Source organism: Bacillus cereus group sp. MYBK195-1 (genome assembly GCF_051916605.1).
GTDB classification, from domain to species: domain Bacteria; phylum Bacillota; class Bacilli; order Bacillales; family Bacillaceae_G; genus Bacillus_A; species Bacillus_A cereus.
Genome location: NZ_JBQAGZ010000003.1, coordinates 367,666 through 381,456, shown reverse-complemented (window position 1 = coordinate 381,456; position 13,791 = coordinate 367,666). Strand labels below are relative to the sequence as shown.

The following is a 13,791-nucleotide window of genomic DNA, read 5'->3' as shown; positions in this document are numbered from 1 at the left end:
AAATCGGAAATTTCGATAAAATAAAACTATTGAAAAGATAGTGATATAAGGTGAACATGATGAAAGGAAGAAAACAATGATAAGGGAAGCAACGAAAAAAGATTTAGCATACATTTTAGATATTTATAACGATGCGATACTTTATACAACAGCTGTATATGCGTATAAACCTGTAACCCTTGAAAATAGAATAGATTGGTATGAACAAAAAAAGGCTGAAGGGTATCCAATTTTTGTATATGAATTAGATAATAAAGTAGTAGGATTTGCGACATTCGGCCCATTTAGAACGTGGCCTGCTTATAAATATTCAGTTGAACATTCTGTGTATGTAGATAAGGCATATAGAAAAAATGGCATTGGGTCTTCATTAATGAAGGAATTAATCAAAATTGCAAAGGAAAGAGAGTATATGACCTTAATTGCTGGAATTGATGCAGAGAATGAGAAAAGTATTGCCTTGCATCAAAACTATGGATTTGTTCATGCAGGAACAATAAAAAAAGCTGGTTATAAGTTTAATAAATGGCTAGATTTAGCTTTTTATCAGCTGGAACTTAACGGTCCTGAAAATCCTATAGAAGAATAAATATTTTTCGGTAGCAAGAAAAAATTCATGCTACCTTTTTCTTATTTTAATAGCTAATGAAAAGGTTTTTTACATTCAATGTTGAAATATTAGAAGTTAATATAACGATATAAAAAGAGGGATAGAAATGGAAACTGTTATAAATAAAATAAAAGAGGTACAATCTAATTATGTGGGAATGGCAATTTATTCTACAAAAAATAATCGTATAGTTGCTTCGTATAATAGTGAATTAAATATTCCGTTAGCATCAGCAGCAAAATTAGTCATTGGATTTGTAGTAACGCAAATGGTGAAGGAAAATAAACATAATTGGAATGATATACTTCATTACATTAAATTTAATCCACATGAAGATAGTGCGCAGTTATATCCGCATTTACAAAGAAGAACTTCTTTAACACTTAGTGAAGCGGTAGAGGTAATGATTGCTTGTCATGATAGTTACGTTGCACAGTCAGTTGTAATGCACTGTGGTGGATGGGATGCTGTGAAAATGTACGCACAAACGTACTTTTCAAAAATTCATATACAAGAGAATGCTAGAGATGAGAAAAATGTTGGAGAATTAAGTGAAGTTCTTGCCCTTTTCATACAAACCTTTCAAGGTTATAAATCAGAACCAGAATTATGGGAACCAATTATTAGCGGCATGGTAAGACAGCAAGGAGAGTATGAAGAAATTCCATATTATCATATAGCTCATATGACAGGTGGATTACTCACAGCTACAATAAATATTGGTATTATAGGAATGTTTAACGAATTTCCACTTCTTTATGTGATTGGGGGAAAAGATTTACCGAATCGCCGTGAAAATAAAGAGGTAGATGAAGCTTTTGCAGTAGTTTTAAAATACATATACAAAGAATATAGTGAAAGCATGCTAGGAGCGAGCGATTGAAAAGAAACTTAAAGACTTCAACAATCATTATTTTAATTTTAACGATTATTGCTCTTGAAGTTGGAATCGCACTATATGATCACAATTTGTCATTAGATACAATTTACTTTGCAGCAATTCTTATTTGTATTGTATTGCTTTTTGGCACACGTGTTTCTGAAGAGAAAGAAAGTACATCGAAACGAGGACGAAGAAAAATAGCTGTTATATTTTGGCTATCTATTTCATTGTCTATCGCTTGTTTTGCAGTTATAAGTTACATAAGGGTAGGCTATGTCTCTGTACCAGGGATAATTGGCTTTTCATGCTTTGTTACATATGGTGGATTCGTTTTGATTAGTATTTTAAAGGGGAAAAATAAAATGTAGCTTACTAAGTTGAAAGGAAGCAATGTATATGAAACATATAGAGAACGGTACACGTATTGAAGGAGAATACATTAAAAATAAAGTCATTCAATATAATATGTCCATCTTAACAGATGAAGTAAAACAGCCGATGGAAGAAGTAAGTCTCGTAGTAAAAAATGAAGAAGGAAAAATATTTGGTGGTGTAACAGGTACGATGTATTTTTATCATCTTCATATCGACTTTTTATGGGTTGATAAATCAGCTCGTCATGACGGTTGGGGGAGCCAACTTTTACATAAAATTGAAGAAATTGCGAAGGAAAAAGGGTGCAGATTAATATTGCTAGATTCATTTAGTTTTCAAGCGCCAGAATTTTATAAAAAGCATGGTTACCGAGAGTATGGTATCGTTGAAGATCATCCGAAAGGTCATAGTCAGCACTTTTTTGAAAAGAGATTATAATAATATTATGTATACTGATTGATGGGAGAAAGCATATGTACACGTATAAATTGCAACAAGAACAACCAATCTGTGCAGAAAAAATAAAGAAGCTTTATGATTCTGTCGGTTGGTGGCCAGAAAGAAAAGAAGTCGATATTGAAAAAATGTTAAAGAATAGCATAGCCATTGGAGTATGGGAAGAAAATGAATTAGTTGGATTTGCTAGAGTCGTTTCTGATGGTGTTTTTCGAGCATACATTGAAGATGTTGTCGTACATGAGAATGTAAGAAATAAAGGTATTGGAGAGAAAATGCTTACAATATTACTTCGAGAAATATCTCATATTGATATTGTTAGTCTATTTTGCGGAGAGAAGCTAATAAAGTTTTACGGTGAGCAGCAATTTCAAGCAACGAAGCAAATTGTGATGCATCGTAATCAAACAGGGAAAGAATAAGAGGTGCCAATTAAAATGAATGCAACAAGAGCGTACTGTTTATCGAAAAGAAAAGCGACAGAAGATTCTCCAGATGGATGGAGTGCAACATGTATGAGGCTTAATAATAAAATATTTGCGATAGTAAATCATGAAGAAGGTGAAAAGGCTGCGATTACATTGAAGTGTGATCCAGAAGTCGCATTAAGAATAAGAGAAGATTATCCAGAAACAATTATTCCAGGGTATCATATGAATAAAAAACATTGGAATACCGTTTATATTCATAAGGGTATAGAGCAGGAGCAAATTAATAAAATGATTGATTGGTCGTATGATTTAGTACTACAATCATTTTCAAAGAAAAAGCAGCAGGAGTTAATGGATTAATATGTATTAGGAGTGTGTGTAATGAAAGATTCGATTAAAGATACGTATGATAAATTAGCGAGTACATATAAAGAAAATCTAGATTTCGCAAATCCATATAACAGTTATTATGAAAGACCGGCGATGATGGAGCTTATTCCAAAGGAACTAGAAGGAAAAAAGATATTAGATGCTGGATGTGCAGCTGGATGGTATACTTCTCAATTCATAGGAAGAAGAGCAAATGTTACAGCAATTGATGTAAGTCCTGAAATGGTAAAAGCAGCAAAAGAAAATATAGGAAAAGAAGCGACGTTCCTTTGTCATGATCTGCAAGAAACATTGCCATTTGAAGATAATACGTATGATGTGATTGTAAGTTCATTAACTCTTCATTATATAGAAAATTGGAATCAAGTATTTCAAGAATTTCGTCGTGTATTGAAGCCAGGTGGAGAACTTATATATTCTATTCATCATCCTTTTATGGATTTCACAAAGTTTCCATGTGAAAATTATTTTGAAAAACAGTTATTAATAGATACTTGGGTTAAACCGAATATTACTATTAAAGTCAAGTTTTTTAGAAGATCATTACAAGACATACTAAATGAAACTACAAATTATTTTGTATTAGAAGAGATAGTGGAACCGAAGGCAATTGAAAAAATGAAAGAAGTAAGCGAAAAATCATATCATTATTTAAATATGAATCCACATTTTCTTATCATAAAAGCAATCAATAAATAGCTAGTAAAATAACTTTGTTTTACTAGCTATTTACAGTTTTACATTACATATTAGGAGACTTTAAAATGAATACGAAACGAAATAGAGTAGTATATGCACTATTTACTATAGTTGTTATTATTTTAGGTCTTAGCTCAAGAAAGTTTGCTTTTGCACTACCACATCTATTAAATGATTATTTAGGTGATGCATTATGGGCATTAATGATTTTCACTGGCTTTGGATTTTTGTTTCCTAAAACAGAGACGAAGAAGTTGGCTTTTATTAGTTTAATGTTTTGCTACGGGATTGAAGCGAGCCAATTGTATCATGCGGAATGGATAGATAGCATTCGTGGAACGACTTTGGGCGGACTCGTGTTGGGATACGGTTTTTTGTGGAGTGATTTAGTGGCTTATACAATTGGTGTTGGAGTGGGAATACTGTGTGAGGTTATTTTTCGGAAGAAATAAGAATTGTAAAAGGGGTATTGTAAATGGAACAAGCACTGGAAATTGCAAAGCTTTGGTTTCGAAATGAACATGTCACAGCTACTGTAATGCAACCAAAAGTAGCGAAGGTTTTATGCAAGAATAAAGAGTACATTTTAAAGAGAACGGGATCGATAAAGCAACTTCTAGTTGAATTCGATGTTTTGAAGCAACTGTATGAAAAGGGAATTAAAGTACAGAGAGTAGTAAAGACAGAAAATGATGAACAATATGTATTATATAAAGAAAAATATTATTGCTTATATGAGTATGTTGCCGGAAGTGTTTTAGAAATAAAAGATACGAATAAGCTGGAAAGGCTAGCAAGTACAATTGGAGAAGAAATAGCTAATCTGCACAAAGCATTACATTCGGTGAATAGTGACCATGAGTTAATAAAAAGAGATTTATATAAGATGGTATTTGAATGGGCTATACCGATTTTAGAAAAGAATGAGCATGTTCATCGAGAGGTAATTCAAAAGATGGAGCGAATGCACGCAGCTTTCAAGGAAACGGTCCATCCATTACCGAGACAAATTATTCATCGTGATATGCATCTATCAAATGTAATCTTTAAAGATGATAAACTGGAAGGGTTTATAGATTTTGAGATTTTAGAAAATAATGTAAAAATATTTGATTTATGTTATTGCTGTACAAGTATATTAAGCGAGCTATTTAGTGATGAAAAATTAAGAGGGAAATGGTTACATATCGTTAGCAAAGTCTTTGAAGGTTATTATAAACAAAATGATTTAACGAAAGAAGAACTAAAAGCCATTTGGTATGTTATGCTTTCAATTCAAATTATCTTTATTGCTTATTTTGTCCAGTTACCAGATTTATTAAAGTTAAATGAAGAAATGTTCTTCTGGATTTTTGCTAATAAGGAAGCTATTGAAGAAGTTATAGAAGGTATCGTAAAGGTATGAAAAAAATAATATTAATTGGTTCTGGTGGTTCAGGAAAATCTACATTAGCAAGGCAGTTAGGAAATAAATTAAATATTAAGGTGCATCATCTTGATGCATTATTTTGGAAACCGAATTGGGAAGGTGTTCCGAGAGAAGAACAAATAGCAGTTCAAAATAACTTAATTAAAGATGAGAAGTGGATTATTGATGGGAATTATGGCGGGACGATGGATATCAGACTGAATGCAGCTGATACAATTATCTTCCTTGATATTCATAGAACAATTTGTATTTATCGTGCGTTTAAAAGAATTGTAAAATACCGGAATAAAAAAAGACCAGATATGGGCGCGGGATGTGAAGAAAGATTTGATTTGCAATTTTTTAAATGGATATGGAAATATCCTAATGCTAAACGACCTACAATTTTAAAAGGGTTAGAGCAATTGTCCGAAGAGAAAAAGGTTATTGTTTTAAAATCTCCAAATGAGGTTCGGAAATTTTTAGAGCACATATAATAATAGAATGTGACACAACAATTCTTTTTGAATCTTACCGATTAGTTTAATTAAACTAATCGTTTTTTATTATGGAAAATTTAACGCTTTTGAAAATTGTATTTTGTAATGAGTATATGACTATAAATTCATATAAAATGAACGTTTGGAGGAATAGAAAATGACTAATGATTTAATTCAACTAATTGATTCATTAATGGTAAATATTCCAGCTGGAGAGGTAGTATTAAGAGATGATCGAATAAAAAAAGAATGGCTAGTGCAAATTCAACCATTTCTTCTTGCGAAGTATGCTGTAACAATCGAACTATATGATGCTATTACAAATAGTACATTAAATAATTTTGATAAAAATCATAAACCAGTTGTCAATATTTCATGGAACGATGCCATTGCGTTTTGTAATGTACTTTCAAAAAAAGCGGGATTAAAAGAATATTATTCTATTAGTGATGGTGGTCAAATTGTGAAATGTAATTTAGATTCAAATGGCTACCGATTACCATGTGAGGCAGAGTGGCAATATGCATGTAAAGCAAGTACAACCGGATATACATACGGGAAACTTCATGATATAGCGTGGTATAATGAAAATTCAAATGGAGAGATTCATGACGTTGGCCAAAAAGAACCGAATGCATGGGGACTTTATGATATGCTAGGGAACGTTTGGGAATGGTGTTATGATTTGTATGATGAAACAGTGTACGGATCATACCGCATTTTTCGTGGTGGTAGTTGGGCTGAAACAGCGAGAGGGTGCGGCGCTACTTGTCGTCGTCGAAGCCATCCTACATTTCATATAGATGATCTCGGTTTTAGACTCGCTAGGTCAATTTAGTAGGAACATGCTACGAACAACTAAGAAAAGGGTATGGAGAAAATCCGTACTCTTGCCAACATAGAAACGATTTAACGTAAGGAGTGTTTATTATGGCGCGTGTTTTATTTATTAACGCTGGATCAGAAGGACATATAAATCCAACTTTACAAGTTGTAGAAGAATTGATTTCTCGTGGTGAAGAGGTCGTTTATTTTTCAATAGAAGCTTTCAGGGAGCGGATTGAGAAGACAGGTGCTACTGTACGAACGATTGATGATCAAAAATTTATAAAAGCGTTTCTATCTGGAGGCAGAAATTATTTACAGGAAAGAATAAACGGCCTTCTACATACAGCGAATATTGTAATATCTAGCGTTCTAGAACAAATTGAAGGTGAACATTTTGATTACATGATTCATGATTCTATGTTTGGTTGTGGCCATTTAATTGCTCAAATTCTTAAACTTCCAGCCATAAATTCATGCACATCTTTTGCGCAGGATGAAAAATCCTTTGAGCAAATGTTAGGTCATCTGTCAAAAAATATCCCAGTAGAAATTCATGATAAAATACAGAATGATTTTCAAAACTTAACAAAGGGAATTACTGAAAAATATGGTGTTGAAATAAAATCATCGTATGAAGTTTTCTGTAATCCTGCACCCCTTACTATTGTGTATACAATTAAGGAGTTCCAGCCTTTTGGTGATACGTTTGATGAAACATATAAATTTGTAGGACCATCTATCTCTGCACAAATGAAAAACAGAGACGTTGATTTTACTTCAATTGAAGAAAAAAGTCCGATTTATATTTCATTAGGTACTGTTTTTAATGAAGCGATTGACTTTTATAAACTGTGTATGAAGGCCTTTGAGAATAGTGAGCATACAATTGTTATGTCTATTGGCAATAAAACAAAAATAAGTGATCTAGGCGAAATCCCTAAAAACTTCATTGTGAAAAACTATGTGCCTCAAACCGAACTGCTTACTTATACGAAACTATTTATTACACACGGCGGGATGAACAGTACGCATGAAGGACTATATAACGGGGTTCCGCTCGTTGTAATACCGCAAAGTGCAGATCAGCCAGCAATCGCAAAGCAAGTGGAGAGTCTTGGAGCAGGAGTTCAATTACATATGAATGAATTAACCGTGGAAAAATTGCGTGAAAGTGTGGAGTTAATTTTAAATAACCCTTCATATAAAGAGGCTGCTTTGAATTTGAAGGAATCATTCCGAACATCGGGTGGATATAAGGAAGCTGTTGATGAAATTTTTACATTTGTAGATCAGTAATAAATATAAAGTTATACATGAAAAAAGTGTCTATATTAAATGATATAGACACTTTTCTGTTGTAAGAAGAGAAGAATTGTTTAAATGAAAATACTAAATGTGAATTTTGAGAACTAAGTCTACAATTTCTGCTGCACACTTTTATTTTATCCCGTAGTAACCGACCGTAAAACCCCAACTAATTAAAGTTTTACTTTATGATTTCAGGATGTGGTTTTATATGTTAGTAATAATTTCACTGTTTCTGCACAACTTCTGCACATGCTTAGGCGAGTTCTATGTCATGATATATTCATAAAGTGAAATGTTTCACAAGGAAAAAATATATTTTCACTGCGGTGTATGCATAATTAATACATACATCGGTACAAGTTTGTCTCTTTTTATTCTTTTACATCAAAGCCCACATTCCACTACAAAGTATAACAAGAAGGAGACATGAGCATGAATAATCGATTTTTAAAACAACTACAAAATATGAAAATGAACAAAAAAAGTTTAGGAGCTGTAGCATTAACAGCTGGAATTATTAGTACGACACTTATTCCTCAAAATGCTTATGCGCACGGTTTTGTTGAAAAGCCCGGTAGCCGATCCGCTTTATGTAGTCCAACTTATGGTGCGCTAAATGTAAACTGTGGAAGTGTTATGTATGAACCACAAAGTTTAGAAGCTCCAAAAGGGTTCCCGCAAGGTGGTCCAGTAGATGGACAAATTGCTTCAGCAGGCGGAAAATTTGGTGGTATTTTAGATCAACAAACAGAAAATCGTTGGTTTAAAAATACAATCACTGGTGGGGAAAATACATTTACTTGGAAGTATACTGCGCCTCACTTAACGAGTAAGTGGCATTACTATATTACTAAAAAAGGATGGAATCCAAATAAAGCGCTAACAAGAGCAGATTTCGAACCAATTGGAACTGTACAACATGATGGTTCTGCAGCTTCAAATAATTTAACTCATAAAATCAATGTACCTACTGATCGTAGTGGATATCATGTGATTTTAGCAGTATGGGATGTAGCTGATACAGCAAATGCATTCTATAATGTAATTGATGTTAATCTTATTAATGATGTGAAACCAGACATAGAAGCGCCAAGTAGTCCAAATGGACTTCAGACGCAAAAAGTAACAGCGAATAGTGTAGAACTAACATGGAACGCTTCTACGGATAATGTAGGGGTAAAAGGATATCAAATCTTCCGTAACGGAGAGATGATTGATACAGTACCAGGGACTCATTTTATTGATAAGAAGTTACAACCAAGTACAGAATACTCTTATACTCTAAAAGCAATTGACGCAGCTGGCAATGTATCGAAAGAAAGTACAGCGCTTACAGTAAAAACGACAGTTGAGACTCCTGATACAGAAGCACCAACACAACCAAAAGGATTACATAGTATGGGAACGACAGCGTCAAGTGTGGATTTAATGTGGAGTCCATCTGACGATAATATTGGTGTAGACCATTATGATATTTATAGAGAAACAGAAGGGTCAATGAAAAAGATTGCAACATCCAATACAACTTCTTATTTGGATAAAAATCTGCTCGCTAATACTACTTATAAATATGTAGTGAAAGCTGTTGATGTAGCTGGAAATGAATCCGTACAGAGTGATATATTCACAATTACTACAAAAACTGAAAGCGCTTCACATGAAGCGTGGGATGCAAAAAAAGCATATAAAAAGGGAGATAGAGTTCTACACGAAGGAAAAGTATATGAAGCAGTCCAGAGTTATCAAGGAAATGGTGATCCAAACTGGATTTATGCATTATCATTATGGAAAACAGTGTAAGTTTTACCTAGGTATGAACTAAAAGATGATGGGCTTTGATGCAAAAGGTAATTTTGAGAATTCACTTTTCTATTAATAAAAAAGGGTAGTGTATGAATACATAAGATTCATATACTACCCTTTTTATTATGATAACACTTTCGTCATAAGTATGTGCGGAATGCCATCTTCCATAAATATATCAGAAGAAGTTTGATAGTCTAATTTTTTATAAAATCCTTCAGCTTGTGTTTGACCGTGTAGCTTCACTTTTGTAGCTTGTTCGTTACGAGCAATTTCTTCTAACGTTTGAATGATGACTTTACCTAATCCATATGTACGATAATCTTTTAAAATACAAATACGTTCTAATTTTCCGACACCATCAACAAATCGTATACGCCCTGTGCCTACAGGAAGATCATGATAATAAACTAAAATATGTTTACATTGCTCTCCGATTTCATCGAATGTATCGAATTCATCTGTAAGAGGAACACCTTGTTCTTTTACAAATACTTCTTTTCGAATATGAAAGGCAATTTCTAAATCAGTAAGTTCTGTTATAAGTTTGGATTGCAAAATGTTCAGTCCTTTCTAGTGTAATCAGTTTGCGTTTTCCTAGTATATCATAATAAAGCACTATTAAGAGAAGAAGAACATACTAAAAAGCCAACTTTAAAAAGTTAGCTTTTATTACAATTTCTTTATCCCATTTTTAGTGCCAATAATTGCTGTACTCGTCATACTTATAAACAACCCTGTTTCAACTACACCAGTAATCATTTTTAATTGGGTGTGTAAATGGGCAGGATTAGAAATATGATTAGGGAATATACAATCGATAATCATGTTATTGTTATCGGTTATATAGGTTTCATTATTTTTTAAACGTAACGTTGTTTGACACCCTAAAGACTGAATTTTATTTTCGGTTTGTTTCCATGAAAAAGGGATGATTTCAACAGGTAATGGAAAATTACCTAAATGTGTTACAAGTTTCGATTCATCAGCAATGATAATTAGTTCTTTAGAGGAAGAGGCAACGATTTTTTCACGAAGTAATGCACCGCCACCGCCTTTTATAAGTTGTAAATTTGAATCAATTTCATCCGCTCCATCAATTGTAAGATCAAGACTTTGTACGTCGTTTAACGAAAGTAGGGGGATATTTAGTTGATGTGCTAATGCTTCAGTTTCCTTTGATGTTGGTACAGCTTGAAATGATAATCCTTCTTTTACACGCTCACCTAATTTTTGTATTGTCCAATATACAGTAGAACCTGTACCAAGCCCAATCTTCATGCCATCATTTACAAAGTTAGCGGCATATTCGCCAGCGAGCTGTTTTAAATTCATCGCTTTACTCCGCCGGACGCGGCCCGGCATCAAGACCTGAATTTTCAACTGTAAGTACCGGACGAACGACTATATCTTTATGTACACGCATTTGACAAGATAATCGTAAATGATCTTCAATTCCTTTTTCCGTCATTGCATGTTTCTCATTCGCACTTGCTTCACAGAAATCACCTGCTAGTATTTCTACTCTACAAGTTGTGCAACGTGCATTCCCGCCACAACGATGAAGAATGTTGACACCGCTATCTTCAATTGCTAATACTAACTTTGTTCCTTCTTTCACATCAAAAGTTCCCGCACCTTCAATTGTTAATTTTGGCAAATTTGTTCCTCCTCACGTAAAATTGTACATAACATATTTATGACCGCGAATTATTGAACATAAACATTATTTTTTTATATCCCCGTAACTTTTTTTAATGTTGAATCGTTTATTAAGTAAGCGCTGAAAAGGAGTGGTTATTTTGTGCACAAAAGTAACTCATGTTTCAAAGAACCATATCGATATGAATCATTCAAATATAAACTTTTTAATTGAACAATATGGAGAGTTAAAAAGATACTGTACTTTTTTAACGAAAAACAAATGGGATGGGGAAGATCTCGCCCAAGAAACAGTGTGTAAAGTGCTTCAAAAATATAGAAATAAAGATATTTGTATGACACTCGTCTATAAAATAGCAAGAAATCGTTGGTTAGATCAGATGAAGTCTAAGTCTGTTCATGAAAAAATAAGAGCACAAATCACTTTTGAAGAACCACATGAGAACATTGCAGATTTGCATGAAATGGTAGGGAAAGTATTGTCTTCATTAAATGTACAGCAATCCGCAATTTTATTATTAAAAGATGTTTTTCAATATAGTATCGCTGATATTGCTAAATTGTGTTCTGTATCAGAAGGTGCAGTGAAAGCTTCTTTATTTCGGAGTAGAAATAGGCTGAAAACTGTAAGTGAAGAAGGGATTGAGATAGTCGAATTCACAGAGGATATTGAAGTTGTTGTAACATCTATTCGTGAGGAAAGACCAGAATTATTAACGAAGCTTCTTCCGACAATAGATTTTACTAAATTACCATCTAAACAGCCAGTCTTATTATTTAATGTGAAAAACCCTTCTTCCTACAGTTATATGCTTTACGCAGCATAACAAGTATTGGAGGGATTTAAAATGAATGCAATTCCATATGTAGTAGAACAAACAAAATTAGGAGAACGTTCCTATGATATATATTCAAGGTTATTGAAAGACCGCATTATTATTATCGGCTCAGAAATTAATGATCAAGTAGCGAGTAGTGTCGTAGCGCAATTATTATTTTTAGAAGCAGAAGATGCAGAAAAAGATATATTCTTATACATCAATAGCCCTGGCGGTTCAACGACAGCAGGTTTTGCAATATTAGATACGATGAATTTAATTAAACCAGATGTGCAAACGCTATGCATGGGCTTTGCGGCATCATTCGGTGCATTATTATTATTATCAGGAGCAAAAGGAAAACGGTTTGCTCTCCCTAACAGTGAAATTATGATTCATCAGCCGCTTGGTGGTGCACAAGGGCAAGCAACAGAAATTGAAATAACTGCGAAAAGAATATTAAAGTTAAAGCATGATATTAATAAAATGATTGCAGAAAAAACAGGCCAACCGATTGAAAGAGTAGCACATGATACAGAAAGAGATTATTTTATGACTGCAGAAGAAGCCAAGGCATATGGGATTGTAGATGACGTTGTTACGAAAAAATAAGTTAAAAACAGGCTAGAGGATATGCTAACCCTCTAGCCTATTTTTATTAATCTTTTACCCATTCATCAACTAGCGCTTGATTCTTCTTAATCCATTTTCGCGCCGCTTCTTCGGGATCTTTCGTTTTATTTAACTCGACCATTAACGTACCAAGCTGTTCATCGTTCATCTTCCATTTGTCAAAGTATTTTATGATATCCGGATGGTCTTTTTCGAAACCTTTACGAACAGAGTAATAAATGTCATCTTTTTCACCATATACTTTCTTAGGGTCTTTTAAATATTTTAAGTCAAATTCTGAAAAGCCCCAATGCGGATTCCAAAGCGTAACAGCGATTGGTTTCTTTTTCGTATATGCTTTCTTTAGTTCACTCATCATCGCAGCTTCAGAAGATTGGACAAGTTTTAGTTTTATATCATATTCTTTCATTGCTTTATTCGTTAAATTCATAAGACTACTACCGGGTTCGATACCGACAATTTTATTCTCTAGTTCATCTTTATGAGCATTTAAATCTTCGATACTGTTTATGTTTTTCATATAAGAAGGGACGACTAAACCTAGTCCAGTACCTTCGTACCATTTTGATTTTAAGACAATATCATCTTTATAACGATCGTTTAGCGGTTTATCTGTAACTGGTAGCCATACTTCTAAATTCGCATCAACATCACCACGAGCGACACCAGTCCAAATTGCGGCTTTTTCTAAATACATAAGTTCAACTTTGTAGCCTTTTTCTTCTAATAAAACTTTCCACATGTTTGCGGTTGCAATATTTTCTTTCCAACTTGTTACACCAAGTTTAATTTTTCCTTTCGAATTTGCATTTGTTGCATTACATGAAGTGAAAATCATAGTAATAAATAATGCAAGGCATATAAACCAAATTTTCTTTCGCATCGAAAACCTCCTAAGTAACGTTTGCCTTATAAAATAAATGTATAAGTAAGCATTCTTATTATGAACGGAAACGAGAATTTTAAAGAAATCTTATGAATGTCATT

19 protein-coding genes are annotated in these 13,791 nt (G+C 33.4%); 15 read left to right on the top strand and 4 right to left on the bottom strand.

Annotated elements, in window-relative coordinates; all coding sequences use genetic code 11:
* Positions 1 to 76: 76 nt before the first annotated feature.
* From ACTFRY_RS17750 to ACTFRY_RS17690, 13 genes are all read left to right on the top strand, one after another.
* On the top strand, positions 77 to 589 hold the full coding sequence (locus ACTFRY_RS17750) for a GNAT family N-acetyltransferase (protein WP_000617513.1): 513 nt from the start codon (positions 77 to 79) through the stop codon (positions 587 to 589).
* Positions 590 to 716: 127 nt separating this feature from the next.
* On the top strand, positions 717 to 1,493 hold the full coding sequence (locus ACTFRY_RS17745; RefSeq protein ID WP_098616645.1) for a serine hydrolase: 777 nt from the start codon (positions 717 to 719) through the stop codon (positions 1,491 to 1,493).
* Positions 1,490 to 1,861, top strand: coding sequence for a hypothetical protein (locus tag ACTFRY_RS17740; protein WP_000827992.1), 372 nt, complete (start codon positions 1,490 to 1,492; stop codon positions 1,859 to 1,861). The genes ACTFRY_RS17745 and ACTFRY_RS17740 overlap by 4 nt, the downstream gene beginning before the upstream one ends.
* Positions 1,862 to 1,889: 28 nt before the next feature.
* Positions 1,890 to 2,306: a GNAT family N-acetyltransferase gene (locus tag ACTFRY_RS17735; RefSeq protein ID WP_000680411.1), complete on the top strand. Its 417-nt coding sequence runs from the start codon at positions 1,890 to 1,892 to the stop codon at positions 2,304 to 2,306.
* A 35-nt stretch (positions 2,307 to 2,341) separates the two neighbouring features.
* Entirely contained in the window at positions 2,342 to 2,746 is a 405-nt protein-coding gene (locus ACTFRY_RS17730) for a GNAT family N-acetyltransferase (RefSeq protein WP_000288969.1), read from the top strand.
* Between the two features lie 15 nt (positions 2,747 to 2,761).
* Positions 2,762 to 3,115 (top strand): MmcQ/YjbR family DNA-binding protein, encoded by a 354-nt coding sequence (locus ACTFRY_RS17725; protein WP_000994622.1) that lies wholly within the window; start codon positions 2,762 to 2,764, stop codon positions 3,113 to 3,115.
* A 21-nt stretch (positions 3,116 to 3,136) separates the two neighbouring features.
* Entirely contained in the window at positions 3,137 to 3,844 is a 708-nt protein-coding gene (locus tag ACTFRY_RS17720; RefSeq protein WP_098616644.1) for a class I SAM-dependent methyltransferase, read from the top strand.
* Between the two features lie 65 nt (positions 3,845 to 3,909).
* The gene (locus ACTFRY_RS17715) at positions 3,910 to 4,296 is read left to right on the top strand and encodes a DUF2809 domain-containing protein (protein WP_001093462.1); all 387 of its coding nucleotides are present in this window, start codon (positions 3,910 to 3,912) and stop codon (positions 4,294 to 4,296) included.
* A gap of 23 nt (positions 4,297 to 4,319) precedes the next feature.
* The gene (locus ACTFRY_RS17710; RefSeq protein WP_061663207.1) at positions 4,320 to 5,249 is read left to right on the top strand and encodes a phosphotransferase enzyme family protein; all 930 of its coding nucleotides are present in this window, start codon (positions 4,320 to 4,322) and stop codon (positions 5,247 to 5,249) included.
* The gene (locus tag ACTFRY_RS17705; protein WP_000720551.1) at positions 5,246 to 5,749 is read left to right on the top strand and encodes a DNA topology modulation protein; all 504 of its coding nucleotides are present in this window, start codon (positions 5,246 to 5,248) and stop codon (positions 5,747 to 5,749) included. The genes ACTFRY_RS17710 and ACTFRY_RS17705 overlap by 4 nt, the downstream gene beginning before the upstream one ends.
* 160 nt (positions 5,750 to 5,909) lie before the next feature.
* Positions 5,910 to 6,590 carry a formylglycine-generating enzyme family protein gene (locus tag ACTFRY_RS17700; protein ID WP_025966128.1) on the top strand — a complete coding sequence of 227 codons (681 nt, stop codon included), beginning with the start codon at positions 5,910 to 5,912 and terminating at the stop codon, positions 6,588 to 6,590.
* Between the two features lie 92 nt (positions 6,591 to 6,682).
* Positions 6,683 to 7,876, top strand: coding sequence for a macrolide family glycosyltransferase (locus ACTFRY_RS17695; RefSeq protein WP_086392496.1), 1,194 nt, complete (start codon positions 6,683 to 6,685; stop codon positions 7,874 to 7,876).
* 444 nt (positions 7,877 to 8,320) lie between these two features.
* The gene (locus ACTFRY_RS17690; RefSeq protein WP_098616643.1) at positions 8,321 to 9,688 is read left to right on the top strand and encodes a lytic polysaccharide monooxygenase; all 1,368 of its coding nucleotides are present in this window, start codon (positions 8,321 to 8,323) and stop codon (positions 9,686 to 9,688) included.
* Positions 9,689 to 9,814: 126 nt separating this feature from the next.
* Here ACTFRY_RS17690 and ACTFRY_RS17685 read toward each other — a convergent pair whose 3' ends face one another.
* From ACTFRY_RS17685 to ACTFRY_RS17675, 3 genes are all read right to left on the bottom strand, one after another.
* Positions 9,815 to 10,249 carry a GNAT family N-acetyltransferase gene (locus tag ACTFRY_RS17685; RefSeq protein WP_098616642.1) on the bottom strand — a complete coding sequence of 145 codons (435 nt, stop codon included), beginning with the start codon at positions 10,247 to 10,249 and terminating at the stop codon, positions 9,815 to 9,817.
* Between the two features lie 114 nt (positions 10,250 to 10,363).
* Positions 10,364 to 11,026 (bottom strand): ribose 5-phosphate isomerase A, encoded by a 663-nt coding sequence (gene rpiA / locus ACTFRY_RS17680; protein ID WP_001049985.1) that lies wholly within the window; start codon positions 11,024 to 11,026, stop codon positions 10,364 to 10,366.
* Between the two features lie 4 nt (positions 11,027 to 11,030).
* Positions 11,031 to 11,351 carry a 2Fe-2S iron-sulfur cluster-binding protein gene (locus tag ACTFRY_RS17675; protein WP_001125388.1) on the bottom strand — a complete coding sequence of 107 codons (321 nt, stop codon included), beginning with the start codon at positions 11,349 to 11,351 and terminating at the stop codon, positions 11,031 to 11,033.
* A gap of 142 nt (positions 11,352 to 11,493) precedes the next feature.
* Between ACTFRY_RS17675 and ACTFRY_RS17670 the strand changes: the two genes are divergently transcribed.
* Positions 11,494 to 12,180 carry an RNA polymerase subunit sigma-70 gene (locus ACTFRY_RS17670; protein ID WP_000337523.1) on the top strand — a complete coding sequence of 229 codons (687 nt, stop codon included), beginning with the start codon at positions 11,494 to 11,496 and terminating at the stop codon, positions 12,178 to 12,180.
* A 21-nt stretch (positions 12,181 to 12,201) separates the two neighbouring features.
* The gene (gene clpP, locus ACTFRY_RS17665) at positions 12,202 to 12,783 is read left to right on the top strand and encodes an ATP-dependent Clp endopeptidase proteolytic subunit ClpP (protein WP_000991610.1); all 582 of its coding nucleotides are present in this window, start codon (positions 12,202 to 12,204) and stop codon (positions 12,781 to 12,783) included.
* A 46-nt stretch (positions 12,784 to 12,829) separates the two neighbouring features.
* Here clpP and ACTFRY_RS17660 read toward each other — a convergent pair whose 3' ends face one another.
* Positions 12,830 to 13,687 carry a glycine betaine ABC transporter substrate-binding protein gene (locus ACTFRY_RS17660; protein WP_001227620.1) on the bottom strand — a complete coding sequence of 286 codons (858 nt, stop codon included), beginning with the start codon at positions 13,685 to 13,687 and terminating at the stop codon, positions 12,830 to 12,832.
* Between the last annotated feature and the right edge of the window lie 104 nt (positions 13,688 to 13,791).